Source organism: Flavobacterium pedocola (assembly GCF_053764385.1).
Genome location: NZ_JBSNCR010000001.1, coordinates 196767 through 215892 on the forward strand (window position 1 = coordinate 196767; position 19126 = coordinate 215892).

Here is a 19126-nt window from a genome sequence, read left to right on the forward strand (position 1 = left end):
AGTATTTAACCACTAATTGTTTTATTCTTTAATAATTGTTTTAGTGGTTTGTGTAAAACATTTAACTTTTACCAAATATGTTGCATTAGGTAATGAGCTTATATCTATAATATTGTTTTTAATTTTATCAGTATAATCTCCAATAAAAGCTCCAGTTTCAGTATAAACTTCTATAGATTTGATAATATCCCCATTTTTAATATCAATACTTAAATTGGTTTGCACTGGATTTGGATATGTTTTAATAGTATTATCAACTTTTACAATTAAAGTTTGAACAGTCTCCTCTTCGTTGTTTATTAATGGATCACTTTGATTATCAGCTTCTGATTTAGCAACTGTACTTGTTGTATCAGTACCTTCAATACTAATCTGTTTAATTTCTTTTGTTGAATTTTTGGCGTGTATTTGAAGATAATAATCTTTAGTTAAATCTAAAAATTCACATGTTGGATTTGAAAAAGCACATTCTGGGACATTAATTTTTATGATTGAATAATTATCACCATCAGGAATATCTATGGTTGCTTTATAAAAAGTTGGAGGTGGATTTGCGACTAAAGATGTTTTTATAGCAAAATATAAATCATTAGTATTTGTGTCCAAAGTTTCTGCTGTAGATGTCCGATAATTTCTAATTTTGATTCTGATTGTTGCCCCACCATTAAAAAAGTCTATTGGAATATTATTTTCAGATTTTTGATTTAGCATTATAAAAACCGAATTGTCTGGGTCTATTAAAAAGCTTCTTGAATTAAACCTTTGAAGTGAGTAATCACCGCGCTTGCTATGATAAGAAATGTTTTTCGAATCAATTATTAGCTCCCCATTTGTTCCATTATTTAACAGTTTTGAAGTAGAAAAACTATGATTCCAACCTTTAAAAGATTCACAATTTGTCATATTTATGGTTTTATCCCAATCGGTTGTACTTATAACTTTCAAGGGAATATGACTGACAGGGTTTTCAATATTTGAATCAAGTGCAAATGTCGAGGGTATAACTTTATTCTTTAAATTTTCAAAAGAATCCAATTCAGAATTCGAATCACTTATATTGGGTAATTCGGCTAAATTCAGCCCTTTGAATTTTTCGGTTATATAATAGTTCCATTTTGTCACGGAAGAATTAACTATATCACATCTGTTCCCTGTAATATCTATAAATTTTGAAAAACTTCCGGTGTTGATTTCGTTGGTTGTTAAATCGAATTTTGAACAATCAATATAGGCAAACAGTTTAGGATTCCCTGATTTATTTTCTAGATAATTATCTCTGATAATAATATGATTAGAGGTAGATTTTATAAAAGCACCTTTTTCAGCAGTTCCTTTATATACTAATAAGTCATTGTGTACAATTGTGTTTTGTGAGCCAAAAGTATTATGACTTAAATCTAATATTGCATATTTATAAAAATCAGTGATTCTGTTGTCTCTAATGTTGTTTATATCAGAACCTTCAAGTTTAATACCAACACCAAACCCTTCTATTTTATTATTCGATATTTCGGAATCAAACACTTTTTTAAACCATATAGCTATTGAACTTGCTGGATTTTCTCCTTCATATTTAAAAAGACAATAATTAATTTTTACATTCTCAATATTTTGTTCATCATCTGAATAATTTGCATTAGTAGCTCCATCGTTAATTTGAATTCCATTTTCACAGAAAAAAGAAAGATTTTCAAATATCACCCCTTTATCATATCCAGGATGTGGAATTGGTGGAATTGGTGGAATTTTACAAGAAAATACAAATCCATTAAATCCATGCAGAGTTCGGCCCCAATATGTGCTGAATTGTGATTTTTTACCCACTCCTGTAAGTAAATAAGATGATTTACTTAGGTCTAAAACGATAGGTTTGTGTATATGATAAGCAGTAACGTCAAATACACCAATAGGTGTAGTTGTAGGTCTACTGGAAAAGAAAACTTTGGGATAAAAATCTACTGCACTTTGTATTGCATCACTCCAAAAATATTCAGCTGGGTTTTTCCACCAATCTGGATATGCATTTTCAATTATTGGTTCACCAACTACTTTACCTGTTCCATTACAATTGAAAATTTGAAAAAGTCCTGCATCGATAATTCCATTAATTGTTAAATTATGATCATTTAAAGAAATCAGCGAACCTGATAAAAATTTTAAAGTAATATTTTTAGGAATAGTTATTGAACTCGTTAAACTGATATTTCCATTAATATATATGGTTGATTGATTGGTACCAATATTTGATATTGCTGTTTGAAGGTTTTCCTCTATTATTGGTGTATTTGAACTAATTTGATATGAAACTTGTCCAAAGAAAATTGAACTAAATAGTAAGCATACTAGTAATAGAATTGTTTTCATGATTTTTTTAAAAAAATAGTTATGGTTTTGTTTTCCCATGTATTTGTAAAGTGACTTCTAACATCATAATTCATACACTACCAAACCACTGCGGAATTTTGGTTCGATATAAGTGCTTTTCGGTGGCATTATCAGGTTTTCGTCTGCAATGGCTTTAATTTCGGTTATGTCGATAGGGTAGAGCATGAAACCCACTTCGTATTCTCCATTATCCACCAATTCTTTTATGGAAGTTATGGATTTGGTTCCCGGAATGTAAGCGATTCGGTCATCGGTACGTAAATCCTCTATACCTAAAATGGGTTTTAAAACGGTGTCGTAAAGGATTTGAGCATCGAGTTTTGACAGCACATTATTGAATTTGAATTTCTCTTCTTTCAAACGCAAAGCATAAAATTCCCCATCGAAATACATCCCGAATTCAAATTTGTGCTTCGGTTTCCATAATTCCTGTTTCTTGGTTTTGATTACGAAATTTTCCGCTACTTTTTTGATGAAATCTTCTTTGGAATGTCCGTTTAAGTCACTGATGATTCGGTTGTATTCGTAAATTTTCACGTTGGAATCCGCAATCAGGAAACTCATAAAATAATTTAGATTTTCGTTGCCCAGATGCTTGTCTTCCTCATACAATAATTCTGCGGAAGCGGAACGATGATGTCCGTCCGCAATATACAGATCACCGATTTTTTCAAACTTGTTTTTCAGCCAGAGAATTTCCTCTTCCTTTTCAACGGTCCAAAGCGTATGCCTTTCTTTGTTGGTGGTTGAGAATTCGTAAACCGGTCGAGAATCTTTTTTGGCTGTAATCCAGTCGGTTAATTCGGAATCGTCTTTGTAAGTAATCAAAACAGGTTCGGTATTGAAACCGGTCTGGTGAAGATAATCTTTGAACAATTCTACGCGATACTGTAAGGTGTCTTCGTGTTTTTTGATGACATTCTTCTGGTAATCATCTATTGAAGTTCCGGCCAGAATCCCCGTAAATGTATGGTTCTTCGACTGAATTTCATACAGATAAAAAACGGCTTTATCTTCCTGAATCAGAATGCCTTCCTTTTTGAAATCTTCGTATTTGTGGGCAACGGCTTTAAATCTCTTTTCGAAACCGATTTTCTGCTGGTTGACATACGCAGGATTCAGGATATGTAAAAACGAAAACGGGTTAAATTCCAGGTAGGCGGCCAGTTCCGCTGCTCCGTAATCGTCGTAGGAACGCGAAGTTACCAGGCTTACTTTATCAGCCGTGGGTCTAACTGCTTTGAATGGAATGATTTGAGCCATATGCTTAGTTTGCAGTCACAGTCGCAGTATTCAGAATTTTGAGAACTGCGACTGTAAACTGTGACTTTTATTTACTGAATTGTTTCGAAACTTTCTCTGCTTTTTTGCTTTCGGAATAGTCGTAGAAACCTTCTCCGGATTTCACACCTAATTTACCGGCCATTACCATATTTACCAATAACGGGCATGGTGCATATTTAGGGTTTTTGAATCCGTCGTACATAACGTTTAAGATCGATAAACATACGTCAAGACCAATAAAATCGGCTAATTGAAGGGGTCCCATCGGATGCGCCATTCCTAATTTCATAACCGTATCGATTTCTTCTACTCCGGCCACACCATTGTATAAAGTTTCGATGGATTCGTTGATCATCGGCATTAAAATTCTGTTCGCTACGAAACCTGGATAATCGTTTACTTCCGTTGGTGTTTTTCCTAATTTTAACGATAAATCCATGATGATTTTAGTCACTTCGTCTGAAGTATTATAACCACGGATGATTTCCACCAGTTTCATAATCGGCACCGGGTTCATGAAGTGCATTCCGATAACTCTTTCCGGATGAACCACTTGCGCTGCAATCTGAGTAATGGAGATAGAAGAGGTGTTTGTCGCCAAAATTACATTATGATCGCAAACTTCGCTTAATTGTTTGAAGATGTTCAGTTTTAAAGTTACGTTTTCCGTAGCAGCTTCCACCACTAAATCACACCCGACTACACCGTCTTTTACATCAGTATACGTAATGATGTTTCCGATGGTTTTGTGTTTGTCTTCTTCGGAAATTGTTCCTTTTGCCACCATACGGTCAAGGTTAGCAGCAATAGTTGCCATTCCTTTTTCCAAGGCTTTTTCTGAAATATCAATCAATTTTACGGTGAAACCTGATTGTGCAAAAGTGTGAGCAATTCCGTTGCCCATGGTTCCTGATCCGATTACAGCTATGTTTTTCATTAGTTGAGTATAAATTATAAGTTATGAGTTATGAGTTACTTTTTTTCCATGCAGTCAATGATCTGGTAGGCCACACGTAATGCTTCGGTTGCCTGTTCCAAAGTTACCACCGGAGTTGTATTGTTGTTGATGGCATCCGCAAAGGTTTCCAGTTCGTCCAAAATGGCATTGTTAGGTTCAACTGACGGATTATCGTAATAGATTTGTTTTTTTACCCCTTCCGCATTCTGTAAAATCATATCGAAATCACCCGGAACTTCCGGAGCGTCTTTCATTTTTACCACTTCGCAAACTTTGTCTAGATAATCAACCGAGATGTAGGCGTCTTTTTGAAAGAAGCGCGATTTACGCATGTTTTTCATCGAAATTCGGCTGGAAGTAATGTTAGCCACACAACCGTTTTCAAATTCAATTCTTGCGTTGGAAATATCCGGAGAATCACTGATAACGGCTACACCGCTGGCATTTACGTTTTTCACTTTTGAATTGACAACACTTAGAATCGCATCGATGTCGTGAATCATCAAGTCTAAAACCACGGGAACATCCGTACCTCGCGGGTTGAATTCCGCTAAACGGTGGGTTTCAATAAACATCGGGTTTTCGATCTTATGTTTAACCGCTTTAAAAGCAGGATTGAAACGTTCTACATGCCCGACTTGTCCTTTTACGTTGTATTCTTTGGCCAAAGCGATGATTTCTTCGGCTTCTTCAACAGTAGTGGAAATCGGTTTTTCAATAAAAACGTGTTTTCCGGATTTGATGGCTACGCGAGCGCATTTGTAGTGGGAAAGTGTAGGGGTTACAATATCAACCACGTCTACAGCGTGAATCAATTTGGCGATGGTGTCGAATCGCTGGTAACCGAATTCCTGAGCTATTTTTTCGGCATAGTCCTGATTTTCATCATAAAAGCCTACTAATTCATATTTTTCAGATTGTTGTAGTAATCGCAAATGTATTTTTCCAAGGTGGCCCGCACCCAAAACGCCTACTTTAAGCATAGAAACTATTTTTAACAAATGTAAAATTAAAAATAGTAAATCCCAACTTTTAAAATTCCAAATTCCAATTTTAAAACGATTACACTTTTTGGAGTTTGGGATTTGATTTTTGGAATTTTTAAGCCTAATTTTACAGAAACAAATAAGCCGAAAAAGTGAGAGATTTAGCCAAACATCAAGGACTTCGAAATCAGTTGGTAAGCCTATTGGAGAAAAAGGGCATTACGGATAAAAACGTATTGGAAGCGATTAGAAAGATTCCGCGTCATTTATTTCTGAATTCAAGTTTTGAAGACTTCGCCTATCAGGACAAACCCTTTCCGATAGGGGCCGGACAGACTATTTCTCAACCCTACACTGTGGCGTTTCAAACCGAATTGCTTCAGGTGAAAAAAGATGATAAAGTACTTGAAATCGGAACCGGTTCGGGTTATCAGACGGCTGTTTTGTGTACGATGGGTGCCAAAGTGTATTCCATTGAAAGACAAAATGAATTGTTCAAAACGACTTCGCTGTTATTACCGAAACTGCACATCCGTCCTAAACATTTGGCTTTTGGTGACGGTTATAAAGGGTTGCCTGCGTATGCACCTTTCGATAGTATTATTGTAACGGCTGGTGCTCCGTTTATACCGCAACCGCTTATGGCTCAGCTTAAAATAGGAGGAAGGCTGGTGATTCCGGTTGGGGAAGATGTACAGGTAATGACACTTTTAATCCGCAAAAATGAAACCCAGTTCGAGAAACACGAATTCGGGGATTTCCGTTTTGTTCCGCTGTTGGAAGATAAAAATTAATGTGATTTTTTGATACGGTCAAGATCGCGTTTGTTGTCGCGGTCTTTTATGGTTTCTCGCTTGTCGAAGGTTTTCTTTCCGCGGCAAAGGGCGATGTCTAACTTTGCAAGACCTTTTTCATTGGTAAACAAACGCAAAGGAATAATCGTCAACCCTTTATTCTGAAGGCTTTTCTCCAGACTTTTCAATTCACGACGGTTTAAAAGTAATTTACGTTCACTTTTGGCTTTGTGGTTGTAATGCGTTCCGTAAAGGTATTCTTCTATGTTTGAATTGATTACAAACAGCTCACTGTTGTGGAATTCGCAGAAACTTTCAGCAATACCAGCCTTGCCCAAACGGATCGATTTGATTTCCGTTCCGGTCAAAACTATTCCGGCCGTATATTTTTCGAGTATTTCGTAATCGAACTTAGCCCTTTTGTTTAGTATGTTGACAGTTTTCTGCATAGGAGCGCAAATGTAAGAACAAATTGAAGAAGGCGCAATAGTTCCCTACTGTAATTTCAATAACTGATAGCTAACGGAATTCCCATTAATGGTTACGATGTAGAGATTACCAAAAACCGCATCGTCAATATCCGCATAAACGTCTTTCCCGATTAACTGGTTGACAAGTTTCGGAATGGTGTTGCTGTGACCGACAACCAGTACATTCTTATTCAGGTTTTCTTTTAGGAATACTTTAGTGTCAAGTGCTCTGGGATCGTATGTTTTGACCGTTTTTTGATTCTTCTCTGCGGTCGGAGCGGCAGTGGTCATAGTTCTTTTGTAATTGGTGCTGTAGACTTCATCAAATTTTATATCGGATAAAATACGGCTCCAGTTTTCTGCTCGTTTCAATCCGTTTTCCGATAATTCAGGATTTCCGGAATTGTCCATTTTTTCCGCATGACGAATCAGGTAGAAGGTCGTGGTGCTGTTTTGGGAAATGCCAAGTTGTGTGGACAACATAATAATCAGGGTAAGTAGTAATTTCATATAACGGAAAAATTAACGTTCGTTTGGGTTTAAAAGAGAGTAGACAAAACTATCCGAATATACTCCCTGCCAATAAGTGTCCTGTTTGAAATGTCCTTCGCGAACAAATTCCTTTTTCTCAAGCAATTTCCAGCTGGAAACATTTTCAGTATGGGTAATGGCTTCAATCGAATGAAGTTTCATGCCTTCAAAACCGTATTGGATGGCGGCTGTTAAAACTTCGCTCATGATTCCTTTTCCTTTGAAGTCAGGATTTAACATATAACCGATTTCCGCACGATGGTTTTCCGGCTGGATTTTAAAAAAACCAATAATACCGATTGACTTTTGTTTTTCTTTCAGACAAATCGCCCAGTTAATCGCTTCGCCTTTTTCCAGTAAGCTGCGCATAAATTCTATATGTTTGACAGCATCGTCAATTTGTTTGGGCATTTCACGCGGAATGTATTGCATTACTTCCGGATTGGAACGAAGTGCAAACAGTTCCGGAGCATCTTCGTTACGGATTTGTCGAAGGGTCAGCCGATCGGTTTCCAAAACAGGAAAATCTGAAAAATCAAAAGTTAACATACTGAAGTAAATTTCTGTAAAAATACTCTTTTCAAAATAATTTAAGAAATGCATTAAAAAATTATTCCAAATACTGTTTATTTTATAAAAATTATTAAATTTATAAGACCAAAAACTTACGAACTAATACAGAATAGCATGGAACCGAATTATGAAACAATTGACAAAGAGTTGATTAGCACTTTGTTTTTCCCGGATGACGATGTTTTGGAAGATGACAAACAGGCCATTTTACAACGCAAAAACGATTTAAACAGAGCGTTATCCTTAGGAAACCTTGAACATTTAAAAATAAAAATCTTTTTTGAAGATGATAAATCCAAAAAAATGGTCGACACAACCATTTGGGGACTGACCGACGAACGGATCATTTTAAAACAAGGAGTGGTCATTCCGATAAAACGAATTTACAAAACCGTATAAGCTGTCTTTTGACAGCTTTTTTTATGCAGAATAGCGGGGCAAAAATATCTTAAGAAATTATAACATTTTATGTAGATAATTTTAACAATCGGGTGTATTTAAAAAACCTAACTTTATCTGACAAATCTCAATCTACTATAGCTCTTATAGTTAACCTTATTATTCCTATTTAACGGTTTCTAATGCTGCGGTTTAAATCATTATGCTGATCAGTAACAAAAAGGGGAAGTAACAGTAAGCCTTTGCGTTGGCATTTTACGAGTTTAATAATTCATTAATCAAAATCGAACATTATGAGATCAATTGCAAAACTATTATTTGTTTTGGGCTTTACTGTAGTTTCGTACGCCCAGGAGAGTCCAAAAGGCAACGACGATGAAAATGCCATGGACGCCAAAAAATTACCGGAAATCGTTATTAAACGCGCCGGTGATGATTTCTCTGTTTATTTACCTGAATATGAGAGCAAAGATGCTAAAATCAAACATTTGCAGGATGCTTTTATCGCTTACGAGCTTGGTAAAGATTACGAAGGTTATGATAATTTTTTAGTGACAATGAAAATTAAAGGCGCTTCTCTGGCAGCCACTTATAATGAAAAAGGTAAACTTACAAGAGTTGTCGAAAAATATGATAACGTTGTTTTACCAATGACCGTTGTTTATGGCGTTTACAGACAATTTCCAGGTTGGAAAATTGAGAATGACAAGTATTTATACGCTCAGGAAGACGGTGAGATTACTAAAAAACAATACAATTTAAAACTCACTAAAGACAAAGAAACTAAACGCATAGTTGTCAATTCTAAAGGAGATATTTTAAAAGGAATTTAAAAAAGTAAAGATATACCTCTTCAAAGCACTCAAATTTGAGTGCTTTTTTTGTGCTTAATTCTGATATTACGCACTGAAAACCAGTAAATTAGCTTTAAATGTTAAAATTTCGTGCATTTCGTCGATTTAATTTGCAGTTAATCGAAATTGATGTACATTTGTCTCGTTATCAATTAGTTACGAAAAAATAATTGGTAGCGAAGCAATAACATTTAAATTTTAATTTATGAAAGTATCAACAATCTTCCGCCCCTTATCGATCATTGTCCTACTTATCACTTTTGCTTCTTGCTCTTCAGAAAGTACTGAGGATTCATCTCCTGCCAATTCATCGGAATATGTTATCAAAAATAACTATACCTATTCTCAAATCGAATTGGACATCTTAAACCTTGTAAATGCTCATCGCGCCGGATTAGGTTTAAATCAATTAGAGAAAATCAATCATATTTCGAATGTTTCAGAAGAACACGATCAGTATATGATTGCTAACAATACATTATCGCACGCCCTTTTTGCCCAAAGAGAAGATAATTTACGCGCTACAGTGGGAGCACTGTCAGTAGGAGAGAATGTTGCTTATAACTATTTAACAGCACAATCTGTAGTAACGGCCTGGTTAAACAGCCCTTCGCACAAAGCAAACATGGAAGGGAATTATACCCACTGTGGTATATCGGTAAGAGCCAATGCAGATGGAAAGTTATACTTTACCAACATCTTTATCCGCAAATAATCGAGTTAAAAATATGTGTTTAGTTTCTGGGTTATATTTTTAATCCAAAAAGAAAGTCCCGAATAAACCCGGGACTTTTCTTTTTTATTCAAATAATTTATTCTGTAAAATCCAGATCACGGTTATGGGTTTCTTCGATGGTTACCGTAGAATAGATTCCAAGGGAAAAAGCTACAATACCAACTATTGCAGCCGCTGTGATTACACCACTGTTTACTTTAAAGCTGTCAAAGGCAATAAGCATTACGGGAACTAAACCGCGAACCATATTGGGAATTGTTGTGGTAGCCGTACTTCTGATATTGGTTCCGAACTGTTCTGAACCAACCGTGACAAACATCGCCCAATATCCGGTACCCAGTCCCAGCCAGGCGCAATAGAAGTAATACATATTCTCGGTTATTTTTCCGGAGAAAAGCAATAAAGCAACGCCAACAATGGTAAAAAGCATCATGTATAAGATCGCTTTTTTTCGGGAACGCAGCCAATGGGAAATAAAACCGCTGGCAAAATCACCAACAGAAATACCCACATACGCCCACATAATTGCCTTTCCGGGGGTAATGTCACGGATTCCCATCACCGGTGCAAATTGATTCGCCATCATGGCAAGAATGCCTATACAAAACCAAGTAGGTAGGCCGATGGCGATGCATTTCAGGTATTTTACAAAACGATCCCAGTTGGTAAAGAAGGAAAGGAAATTCCCTTTTTCGATGTTTTCCTCGTGTTTTATGTCGTTGTAAATTCCGGATTCAACTACACTCACCCGTAAGAACAATAATAACAATCCTAAGCCACCGCCAATGATGTAAGCGATAGTCCAGTCCCCGGCTAATTCAACGGTTAATTGCGCTACTACCGCACCAAGCAAACCGAATCCTGCTACAATGGAGGTTCCGATGGCGCGTAACTGTTTGGGTAACGATTCGGAAACTAGAGTGATTCCTGCGCCTAATTCTCCGGCAAGACCAATTCCTGCTATGAAACGCAATAAGGCATAAATGGTGGTTTTGTCCTGAAATGGCATTTGCGGCAGAAATCCGCAGGCGATATTGGCAATCGAATACACTAAAATCGAGCCGAAAAGCACAGACAGTCTTCCTTTTTTATCTCCCAGAACTCCCCACAGGATGCCTCCTAAAAGCAATCCCGTCATCTGATAATTCAGAATCAGCGTTCCGGCAGTATCGGCATCTAAATTAAGGTCTTTTAAACTCGGGACACGAACAATCCCGAAAAGCAATAAATCGTAAATATCAACGAAATAGCCTAAAGCCGCCACGATTACGGGAAAAGAGAATAAATGTTTTAGCTTTTGGTTTAGAGTGAATTCTTCCATTTTTTTTGTTTGGTGTTCAAAAATAGAAAAAAATAGAAAGAATGTACCCGTTTGATGAATTCTTTGGAAAAGGGGATTTTGATTATTTGCTGAAGATTTCAGTACAGAAACTTTCTTCTACCGGATGCGCCGCAATAAATTTCATATCCAGAAGACCGGCTATGGTTTGTGCAATCTGATTCTGGTATAACTGTACTTTCTTTTTTACTTCGCCTTTAGCGGGTATTCCAGGCCCCATAATGGCAAACCAAACCTGATCAGACCCGGGAATGGATTCACCGTGTTTGGTCCAGTGGCTTTTTCGTTTGCTTCCTCTGCCGTGATCTACCGTAATTAAAAGCGCGGTCTTGTTTTTATAGTGTGGTGATGATTGCACATAATTCCAGATTTCCTCCAGCCATTTATCAATCTGATTTGCAGCGTTCAGGTAGTTTTGGTATTTGCCCACATGCGCCCATTCGTCTGTTTCGCCATAGGCAATGTATACTATTTTAGGGTTTCTGGCCGTCAGATATTCCATAGCGGCATAATGGGTGAAAACGTCTAAACATTCCCGATCGTTCCAGGGTTTTAAACTGTTTTGAAGCATGTTGTTCAGTAGTTTTTCCTTTTCATTGGGATTTTTTCCTCCTATGCTGTCAAATGCTGCAAAAACCGGAAATCCGCTACGCTGCTCGTTTAGGATTCTGTTGAAAGTTTCCCAAGCCGTAAAAGCCGCCACTTTTCCATTGTAGGAAGGATGGAGGTTGAGGAATTCCAGGATGTTGGTGTTCGGGTTTTCAGGATAGCCATTGGAATCAATGTTTTTATCGACATAACCGCAAAAAATTTCACTGTAACCGGGATAGGAAAACAGGTAAGGGTTGGCATTGTTTACTTTCGATCCGTGCTTCCGGTTACCGTACAGCTGACCTTGTTCTTCAACGACCGTCCAAAGGAAAGGCATCAGTTTTTTTCGACGTTGTTTATAATTATGACCTCTGTAATCGTTAAAAGCCGCTTTACTTTTAGAAGGATTGTACTTTTTCTTAGAGGCAATCCGGGCATCCATTCCGTAAAAAACTTCCTGCCATCGCAAACCGTCAATGGTTACAATTATCATGTTTTCAATTTTTTGTTGAGAAAAAACCGTAGTGGTGAAAAGCAGCAATAAAAAGATGGTTTTTTTTGGAAGCATGATATCGATTTTGCGCTGTAATTTCCTCCATACAAGTTAGAAAATATAATCGGATTTCCGGCTAACAGCAATAGAATTGTCTGTAACGGATGAAAAATATCAAATATATACCTGATGTTTTATTTTTTCGATTATGTCAAAACGCAGCGGTTTGGAGACGAAATTTTTGACCACATCGAATTCCCTGGCTTTTTTCTTGTCTTTAGGATCGATGGAGGATGTAAGAATGATAACAGGCGATTGTTTTTCAAAATTCCGGTACTCTACAAGAAAGTCCCAACCGGTTTTTTTAGGCATGTTCAGATCCAACAATATCAAATGGTTTCCTTTTTTGTCGTTTTCTTTTAAGTAAATTATGGCTTCGTCCACGGATTGACTGGTATGGATTTTTTCTTTTTGGTAGAACTTCTCCAGAACTTTTGAGTGGAGCAAATTGGTAATCAAATCATCATCCACCAGTAGAATGTCTTCCACCATGTTCTTTTTCCGTGCTATGGAGTCCATTTCGATAGACTGACCAAACGTTAGTTTATCGTTCAGTTTGTAGATGATGGCGTTTATTTTATTGAACGAATTGATGCCTTCCTGCACAAGGATTCTTTCTTCTCCAAGTAAACGGTCGTCCTGATTGAGCACATCGACTATGGAATGCAGTTTTGCATATTCATGCCTTAATTCGTGGGAAGTGATAAAGGAAAGTTCTTTAAGCAACAGCAGCTGGTTTCTGATGTGTTCGTCGAATCGTTTGCGTTCGGTAATGTTATTAACGGTAAGCATAAAACCCAAAACTTTTTTAGAAATATCCAGTACTGGTGCCAGTTTGATATAGTACCAATTTTCAGTAGTGTCTTTTTGTTTGAATTTTGATTCAAAATCAATAGTATCTCCTTTTAGAACTTTCGGAATTAATACTGAAAAATCTTCTCTTTGCTCCGTAGAGAAATAATCAAGAAAAACTTTATTAAGTCTGATATCTTTTTTGAGTTCTTTCTTAAAAAATGATTTTGTCTGTTGATTAAATGAGATGATTTTCAAATCATTATCAATCAGGGTGTAAGCCGTTTCCGTTGTGTTGAAAATAGCCTGTAAATTGGCTTCAGATTTTTTGAGCGCCTGCATTTCGTACTTTCTTGACAGATTAACCCTGAGAATTTCTCCAATCATATTCAGCAATTTACGTTCTTCTTCAAGAAACGGGCCTTCGTACTCTTTAGGTTTTTCTTCAAGATACACGATTTCAATTGTACCGCTTTGATAATCAGTGGTTGAAAAGATTGTTTGCTGAAGATATGGGCTTTTTTTGTAATTGGTGGTTTTTGCTTCGTGTTTACCAATGGTAATCCTTGCCGCGGTAATTTCCGGAAACTGCCATCCGGAAGGAAGTATGTCAACAATTTCTTTGAGCAATGAAGGAATAGACCGTTTTTCGTTTTCAAAAATCTGACCAACAAGGTATAACGTTGTTAGTTCTTTTATCCTTTCATTGAGTTGGTAAAGGGCGATGTCTTTCTCATGCTCCATTTTTTTTCTGGATGAGAAATCAATGGAATAGATGCAAATGCCGATGACATTGTTTTTTTTATCGCGAATGGGAACCATAACCACTTTCAGATAATTGATGGAACCGTCTTTTACGGGATATTCAATATCGTATCGTGCAGTTTTGCCTTTCAGGACATTTTTGAAATTGTTGAGGACAAAATTTTTACGCTTTTCGGCAAGCGTATCGAGATAATAATCCCCGACTTTAAATTCTTTTTCCAAAAACAGTTTTGATTTTTGCCGTGCCTGTTCATTGAAGTACACAATATTGAATTTTGTATCAACCAGTGTGTAACCGATGTCATTATTTTCAAATATATCCTTATTGTTTTCTCCTGATTTGTTGATGATTTTGAATTTTTTTACCCGTTCGCTGATATTGTGGAAGATAACCAGGATTTGCTGGTCATTCAGAATTTGAGTGTTGATTTCCGTATAAACGATGTTGCCATTGCGGCCGATTAATTTAAGGTCTGTAAAATTACCACTGTGGCTGAGTAGCGTTTCCAGTGTGATGCTGTTTTCAATGGATTCATTCTGCTTGATGAGCGATGAAATATTCAGTTGTAAAATGGCTTTACGAGTATGATGCAACATCTCACACATGGCTTTATTACAGTCTGAAATTGCGCCATTGTGATTGATAATCATTATAGGATCAACGGCATTTTTGAATAAAGCCTTAAGGATGTTTTTTTCGGTCCCTGAAATCGCATCAGTTATTTTTGAGATACTCTTTTTCATGGTTCTGAATTGTAGGGCGGAGTTCGGTAAACTGTGGTTTTCAATATTAAATTAGTGATTTTTAAAGAGATAAGCTAGGTTGCTGCCGGTTTTTCTATTGATGGTCATTTTTATCGGATGATTGGCTGCCTAAATAAAAAATACCCGACCGATTCCTAAGAACCGGTCGGGTACAACCAAAAACCAAAAATAAAAAATATGAAAAAACTAAATTACTCTTTGTCTGTCTGGTTTCGGAAAACCAATTGTCCGTCAAAACTGTCCAACAGTATAATACTGTCTGTTGTTATTTTTCCGGCGAGGATTTCTTTAGAAAGCTGATTTAAAACTTCCTTCTGAATCACGCGTTTCACCGGTCTTGCCCCGAAAGTCGGATCGTATCCTTTTTCAGATAAATAGGCGATAGCTTCTGGTATGGCATCCATTGTGATGTGTTGTTGTGCCAGCATCTTGATAACACTTTTCAACTGTAAGCCAACAATTTCACGGATGTTGTCGTTGCTTAACGGTGTGAACATCACGATTTCGTCAATACGGTTGATGAATTCCGGACGAACCGTTTGTTTCAATAAGCCTAATACTTCCACTTTTGCCGCTTCCGTTGTCGCTTCGATTCCGCCTTTAGCTCCGCTCAGTTCGGCTTTGCCTCGGGTTAAATTCTCAAATTTTTCCTGTATAATGTGGCTTCCCATGTTGGAAGTCATGATAATGATCGTGTTTTTGAAATCGGCCAATCTTCCTTTGTTGTCCGTTAAACGTCCTTCGTCCAAAACCTGTAACAAAATGTTGAAGGTGTCCGGATGCGCTTTTTCAATTTCGTCCAGCAATACAACGGAATATGGCTTTCTTCGTACGGCTTCCGTGAGCTGACCGCCTTCATCGTAACCTATATAACCCGGAGGCGCACCTACTAAGCGGCTCACGCTGTGACGTTCCTGATATTCGCTCATGTCGATTCGGGTCATTGCATTTTCATCGTCGAATAAATATTCTGCCAAAGCTTTTGCCAATTCGGTTTTACCGACACCGGTTGTTCCCAAGAACAGGAAGGAACCGATTGGTTTTTTGGGATCCTGTAATCCGGCACGGCTTCTGCGCACGGCATCACTGATAGCCTGTATTGCTTCTTCCTGGCCGACTACCCGATGGTGTAATTCATCTTCTAGTTTCAGTAATTTTTCGCGTTCGCTTTGCAGCATTTTGGTTACCGGGATTCCGGTCCATTTTGCAACTACTTCAGCGATGTCGTCGTGTGTTACTTCTTCTTTGATCAACGATTTATCCGATTGATTCTCCTGTAATTGTTTCTGCAAACCGTCTAGTTTTTCCTGAGCGTCCTTGATTTTTCCGTAACGGATTTCGGCTACTTTTCCGTAATCACCATCGCGTTCGGCACGTTCGGCTTCGGCTTTGAAATCTTCAATCTGTTGTTTTACCGATTGGATGTGGTCTACCAGATCTTTCTCGGATTTCCATCGGGTATAGACTTCGTTGCGTTCTTCTTTTAAGTTTGCTAAATCTAAACCTAAAACTTTCAGTTTCGTTTCGTCATTCTCTCTTTTTATCGCTTCAATTTCAATTTCCAGCTGCATGATTTTACGATCCAAAACGTCTAACTCTTCCGGTTTTGAATTGATTTCCATGCGCAATTTGGAAGCGGCTTCGTCCATTAAATCGATGGCTTTGTCCGGCAGGAAACGATTGGTGATGTAGCGCTGGGACAATTCCACCGCAGCAATAATCGCATCGTCTTTGATTCGTACTTTATGGTGTGTTTCGTATTTTTCTTTGATACCGCGCAGGATGGAAATCGCACTTTCGGTATCCGGCTCATCGATGTTGACTTTCTGGAAACGACGCTCCAACGCTTTGTCTTTTTCGAAATATTTTTGATACTCGTCTAAAGTTGTAGCTCCGATGGCTCTTAATTCACCACGGGCTAATGCAGGTTTTAAGATGTTCGCGGCATCCATTGCGCCTTCGCCACCTCCGGCACCCACCAACGTGTGGATTTCGTCAATGAAAAGAACAATGTCGCCTTCCGCGGAAGTTACTTCTTTTACTACCGATTTTAAGCGTTCTTCAAATTCCCCTTTATATTTTGCACCGGCAATCAGGGCTCCCATGTCTAAAGAGAAAACAATTTTGTCTTTAAGGTTTTCTGGAACATCTCCGGCTACAATTCTGTGTGCTAATCCTTCTGCGATCGCGGTTTTACCTACACCGGGTTCCCCAATCAGCATTGGGTTGTTTTTCGTTCTGCGCGATAAAATCTGTAATACGCGACGGATTTCTTCATCACGGCCAATTACCGGATCGAGTTTACCGTCATTGGCCAACTGATTTAAATTTTTCGCGTATTTGTTTAACGCATTGTAGGTTTCTTCGGCTGAGGCTGAAGTTACACGCTCTCCTTTACGGATTTCGCCAATAGCGGCTTCCAGGCCTTTTTCGGTTACACCTTGATCTTTTAAGATTTGGGCAACTTTGCTCTTCGATTTGAAAATGGCTAAAATCAAATGTTCGATGGAAACATATTCGTCGTTCATTTTTTTAGCGATGATGTTGGCTTCGTTTAAAGCGGTTCCGGCTTCACGGGAAAGCATTAAATCACCACCGGAAACTTTCGGGAAACTCTGAATGGTGCTGTCTAAAATCTGTCGGAACAGGTTTAGGTTTACATTCAGTTTCTTCAGGATAAAGGGTGCAACGTTTTCGTCCACTTCCAAAATACCTTTGAAGATGTGTTCGTTCTCCAACTGTTGCTGGCCGTTGCCTTGTGCAATCTGCTGTGCGTGCTGCAAAGCTTCTTGCGATTTAATTGTTAAGTTATTTATGTTCATAATTTTTATCTATTTGTTTTGTTTAGTAACACGCTAAAGTTTGTATACCTGAAGCCCACTGGGCTTCCTCCTCTTAATATCAAACCTGGGATTTGATGGTTAAATTATTTACGTTCATACTATTATGTGCTATATCTCGTTCGTTGTTTTTGTTTAGCTTTGCAATCAAATAGACAATTTGTGTTCCAATGTGAAAAATAGGACAAAATGACTGGTTTTGATGGGTTTTAAAGGTTAAATGGATGAAAAACTAAGACAAAATGTCTTAAATTTATGAAATAATGACGAAATCAGCAGTCTTACTAGTCTTGTTTTTGCTTTTGTTTTCCTGTAAAGAGAAGGATGATTTTCAGAAAATTGCAGAAACCGATGTTTTGTTGGGAGAACCACAACCCGGAGAATGGTTAGCGGACCATCCTGAAAAAGGGCAAACCTTTGAGGCTTATTCAAAATTGACTCCGATGAAGCCCAATGACAAGCAAAATAAGATTTACATATTACCAATGGGCGATTTCACACCAGAGGAAAGTAAAATTTTAGATTTGACTGTGGAGTACCTCGAGCTTTTCTACGGAATTAAAACCGTGAAGATGCCTGCCATTAAGGATAATGTTGTGCCCGTCGATAAACGAAGAATGAATGAAATGAACGAACAGCTCGATGCCGCTTTCCTGATTCATGAGTATATTCCCGGTTTGAAACCTAAAGATGCTTTGGTGATCATGATGATCACTTCCAAAGATTTGTATCCGAAGCCTTCCTGGAATTATGTTTTCGGTTTGGCCTCTTATTCAGAGGGGGTAGGAGTGGGTTCCATGTTTCGCTATGAGCCTAACGGCAATGATTTTTCGTTAGCGTTGAGAAGAACCATAAAAGTTTCGGCACATGAAATCGGGCACATGTTTAAAATGAAGCATTGTACACACGCACAATGTGTAATGAACGGAGTAAATAACTTACCGGAAGCCGATTCAAGACCTAATACGTTATGTTCGGTTTGTGTGAAAAAAATGAATCATAATTTTGGTTTTAATACGGTTGAAAGATTTGGGAAATTGATTGCCTTTTATGAAAAGCACAATCTGTTGCCTGATGCTGAAATCATGAAAAATCAATTAGAAACACTACAATAACATGAGTTTTTTTAAAAGTCTTTTTGGAGAATCTGAAGACAGAAATTCGCAATCAAAAATGAATTGGGAACCTTTAACCGAATTGCATCAGTTAGAGGAAATCGTAAAGCAATCTTTAGAAAAACCCATTCTTATTTTTAAGCACAGCACCCGTTGCAGTATCAGCAGGATGGCTTTGAAGCAGTTTGAAAACGCCTTTGATTTTCAGGACAGCATCACACCTTATTTTCTGGATTTGTTGGAATACAGACCGGTTTCCAATGAAATTGCCTCATTATTTGAGGTGGTGCATCAGTCGCCACAACTAATTGTGATTAAAGACGGAAAGGCGGTTTATGATGTTTCCCATGACGGTATTGATGCCGAAGATTTAAAACGGTTTCTGTAATTTGTACT

General features: G+C 37.7%; 17 protein-coding genes. 6 read left to right on the forward strand and 11 right to left on the reverse strand.

From position 1 onward, the window contains the following. Positions 1-21 precede the first annotated feature (21 nt). The 4 genes from ACWPKD_RS00905 to ACWPKD_RS00920 all read right to left on the reverse strand — a co-directional run bounded on the left by ACWPKD_RS00905 (position 22) and on the right by ACWPKD_RS00920 (position 5610). Positions 22-2364: a T9SS type A sorting domain-containing protein gene (locus ACWPKD_RS00905; protein WP_455410794.1), complete on the reverse strand. Its 2343-nt coding sequence runs from the start codon at positions 2362-2364 to the stop codon at positions 22-24. Positions 2365-2427: 63 nt separating this feature from the next. After that, positions 2428-3648 carry a DUF1015 domain-containing protein gene (locus ACWPKD_RS00910; protein ID WP_455410795.1) on the reverse strand — a complete coding sequence of 407 codons (1221 nt, stop codon included), beginning with the start codon at positions 3646-3648 and terminating at the stop codon, positions 2428-2430. 67 nt (positions 3649-3715) lie between these two features. Then, positions 3716-4606: a 3-hydroxyacyl-CoA dehydrogenase family protein gene (locus tag ACWPKD_RS00915; protein WP_313807516.1), complete on the reverse strand. Its 891-nt coding sequence runs from the start codon at positions 4604-4606 to the stop codon at positions 3716-3718. A gap of 35 nt (positions 4607-4641) precedes the next feature. Next, entirely contained in the window at positions 4642-5610 is a 969-nt protein-coding gene (locus ACWPKD_RS00920; protein WP_455410796.1) for a Gfo/Idh/MocA family protein, read from the reverse strand. Between the two features lie 155 nt (positions 5611-5765). Here ACWPKD_RS00920 and ACWPKD_RS00925 point away from each other — a divergent pair, with 155 nt between their 5' ends. Then, positions 5766-6407, forward strand: a complete 642-nt coding sequence (locus ACWPKD_RS00925) for a protein-L-isoaspartate(D-aspartate) O-methyltransferase (RefSeq protein WP_455410797.1) — start codon at positions 5766-5768, stop codon at positions 6405-6407. Here the strand turns inward: ACWPKD_RS00925 and smpB are convergent. From smpB to ACWPKD_RS00940, 3 genes are read right to left on the reverse strand one after another with little or no spacing between them, the layout of a single operon-like run. Next, positions 6404-6856 (reverse strand): SsrA-binding protein SmpB, encoded by a 453-nt coding sequence (smpB, locus tag ACWPKD_RS00930; RefSeq protein WP_455410798.1) that lies wholly within the window; start codon positions 6854-6856, stop codon positions 6404-6406. The genes ACWPKD_RS00925 and smpB overlap by 4 nt on opposite strands. Before the next feature lie 45 nt (positions 6857-6901). After that, positions 6902-7387 (reverse strand): phosphoglycerate mutase family protein, encoded by a 486-nt coding sequence (locus ACWPKD_RS00935; protein ID WP_455410799.1) that lies wholly within the window; start codon positions 7385-7387, stop codon positions 6902-6904. A 12-nt stretch (positions 7388-7399) separates the two neighbouring features. Then, positions 7400-7957 (reverse strand): GNAT family N-acetyltransferase, encoded by a 558-nt coding sequence (locus tag ACWPKD_RS00940; protein WP_455410800.1) that lies wholly within the window; start codon positions 7955-7957, stop codon positions 7400-7402. Positions 7958-8095: 138 nt separating this feature from the next. Between ACWPKD_RS00940 and ACWPKD_RS00945 the strand changes: the two genes are divergently transcribed. From ACWPKD_RS00945 to ACWPKD_RS00955, 3 genes are all read left to right on the forward strand, one after another. Further along, positions 8096-8380 carry a hypothetical protein gene (locus ACWPKD_RS00945; protein ID WP_455410801.1) on the forward strand — a complete coding sequence of 95 codons (285 nt, stop codon included), beginning with the start codon at positions 8096-8098 and terminating at the stop codon, positions 8378-8380. A gap of 293 nt (positions 8381-8673) precedes the next feature. After that, positions 8674-9213 (forward strand): hypothetical protein, encoded by a 540-nt coding sequence (locus tag ACWPKD_RS00950; RefSeq protein WP_455410802.1) that lies wholly within the window; start codon positions 8674-8676, stop codon positions 9211-9213. Positions 9214-9439: 226 nt separating this feature from the next. Then, a complete protein-coding gene (locus ACWPKD_RS00955; protein ID WP_455410803.1) occupies positions 9440-9949 on the forward strand; it encodes a CAP domain-containing protein in 510 nt (169 codons plus the stop codon). Between the two features lie 97 nt (positions 9950-10046). Here ACWPKD_RS00955 and ACWPKD_RS00960 read toward each other — a convergent pair whose 3' ends face one another. From ACWPKD_RS00960 to clpB, 4 genes are all read right to left on the reverse strand, one after another. Further along, the gene (locus tag ACWPKD_RS00960) at positions 10047-11291 is read right to left on the reverse strand and encodes an MFS transporter (RefSeq protein ID WP_455410804.1); all 1245 of its coding nucleotides are present in this window, start codon (positions 11289-11291) and stop codon (positions 10047-10049) included. 82 nt (positions 11292-11373) lie between these two features. Continuing rightward, positions 11374-12468 (reverse strand): sulfatase-like hydrolase/transferase, encoded by a 1095-nt coding sequence (locus ACWPKD_RS00965; RefSeq protein ID WP_455410805.1) that lies wholly within the window; start codon positions 12466-12468, stop codon positions 11374-11376. Positions 12469-12567: 99 nt separating this feature from the next. Then, the gene (locus ACWPKD_RS00970) at positions 12568-14754 is read right to left on the reverse strand and encodes a PAS domain S-box protein (protein ID WP_455410806.1); all 2187 of its coding nucleotides are present in this window, start codon (positions 14752-14754) and stop codon (positions 12568-12570) included. A 212-nt stretch (positions 14755-14966) separates the two neighbouring features. Then, positions 14967-17597 carry an ATP-dependent chaperone ClpB gene (gene clpB, locus ACWPKD_RS00975; protein WP_455410807.1) on the reverse strand — a complete coding sequence of 877 codons (2631 nt, stop codon included), beginning with the start codon at positions 17595-17597 and terminating at the stop codon, positions 14967-14969. Positions 17598-17878: 281 nt separating this feature from the next. Here clpB and ACWPKD_RS00980 point away from each other — a divergent pair, with 281 nt between their 5' ends. Beyond that, positions 17879-18730: an archaemetzincin gene (locus ACWPKD_RS00980; protein ID WP_455410808.1), complete on the forward strand. Its 852-nt coding sequence runs from the start codon at positions 17879-17881 to the stop codon at positions 18728-18730. A gap of 1 nt (position 18731) precedes the next feature. Continuing rightward, positions 18732-19118 carry a bacillithiol system redox-active protein YtxJ gene (ytxJ, locus tag ACWPKD_RS00985; protein ID WP_455410809.1) on the forward strand — a complete coding sequence of 129 codons (387 nt, stop codon included), beginning with the start codon at positions 18732-18734 and terminating at the stop codon, positions 19116-19118. Positions 19119-19126 lie beyond the last annotated feature (8 nt).

What these genes read in the sequence shown, in the direction of transcription:
- ACWPKD_RS00980 (WP_455410808.1), top strand. Translation starts at nt 17,879, where the DNA reads ATGACGAAATCAGCAGTCTTACTAGTCTTGTTTTTGCTTTTGTTTTCC.
- ACWPKD_RS00910 (WP_455410795.1), bottom strand. Translation starts at nt 3,648, where the DNA reads ATGGCTCAAATCATTCCATTCAAAGCAGTTAGACCCACGGCTGATAAA.
- ACWPKD_RS00920 (WP_455410796.1), bottom strand. Translation starts at nt 5,610, where the DNA reads ATGCTTAAAGTAGGCGTTTTGGGTGCGGGCCACCTTGGAAAAATACAT.
- ACWPKD_RS00905 (WP_455410794.1), bottom strand. Translation starts at nt 2,364, where the DNA reads ATGAAAACAATTCTATTACTAGTATGCTTACTATTTAGTTCAATTTTC.
- ACWPKD_RS00950 (WP_455410802.1), top strand. Translation starts at nt 8,674, where the DNA reads ATGAGATCAATTGCAAAACTATTATTTGTTTTGGGCTTTACTGTAGTT.
- ACWPKD_RS00945 (WP_455410801.1), top strand. Translation starts at nt 8,096, where the DNA reads ATGGAACCGAATTATGAAACAATTGACAAAGAGTTGATTAGCACTTTG.
- ytxJ (WP_455410809.1), top strand. Translation starts at nt 18,732, where the DNA reads ATGAGTTTTTTTAAAAGTCTTTTTGGAGAATCTGAAGACAGAAATTCG.
- ACWPKD_RS00960 (WP_455410804.1), bottom strand. Translation starts at nt 11,291, where the DNA reads ATGGAAGAATTCACTCTAAACCAAAAGCTAAAACATTTATTCTCTTTT.
- smpB (WP_455410798.1), bottom strand. Translation starts at nt 6,856, where the DNA reads ATGCAGAAAACTGTCAACATACTAAACAAAAGGGCTAAGTTCGATTAC.
- ACWPKD_RS00955 (WP_455410803.1), top strand. Translation starts at nt 9,440, where the DNA reads ATGAAAGTATCAACAATCTTCCGCCCCTTATCGATCATTGTCCTACTT.
- ACWPKD_RS00915 (WP_313807516.1), bottom strand. Translation starts at nt 4,606, where the DNA reads ATGAAAAACATAGCTGTAATCGGATCAGGAACCATGGGCAACGGAATT.
- ACWPKD_RS00970 (WP_455410806.1), bottom strand. Translation starts at nt 14,754, where the DNA reads ATGAAAAAGAGTATCTCAAAAATAACTGATGCGATTTCAGGGACCGAA.
- ACWPKD_RS00935 (WP_455410799.1), bottom strand. Translation starts at nt 7,387, where the DNA reads ATGAAATTACTACTTACCCTGATTATTATGTTGTCCACACAACTTGGC.
- ACWPKD_RS00940 (WP_455410800.1), bottom strand. Translation starts at nt 7,957, where the DNA reads ATGTTAACTTTTGATTTTTCAGATTTTCCTGTTTTGGAAACCGATCGG.
- ACWPKD_RS00965 (WP_455410805.1), bottom strand. Translation starts at nt 12,468, where the DNA reads ATGCTTCCAAAAAAAACCATCTTTTTATTGCTGCTTTTCACCACTACG.
- clpB (WP_455410807.1), bottom strand. Translation starts at nt 17,597, where the DNA reads ATGAACATAAATAACTTAACAATTAAATCGCAAGAAGCTTTGCAGCAC.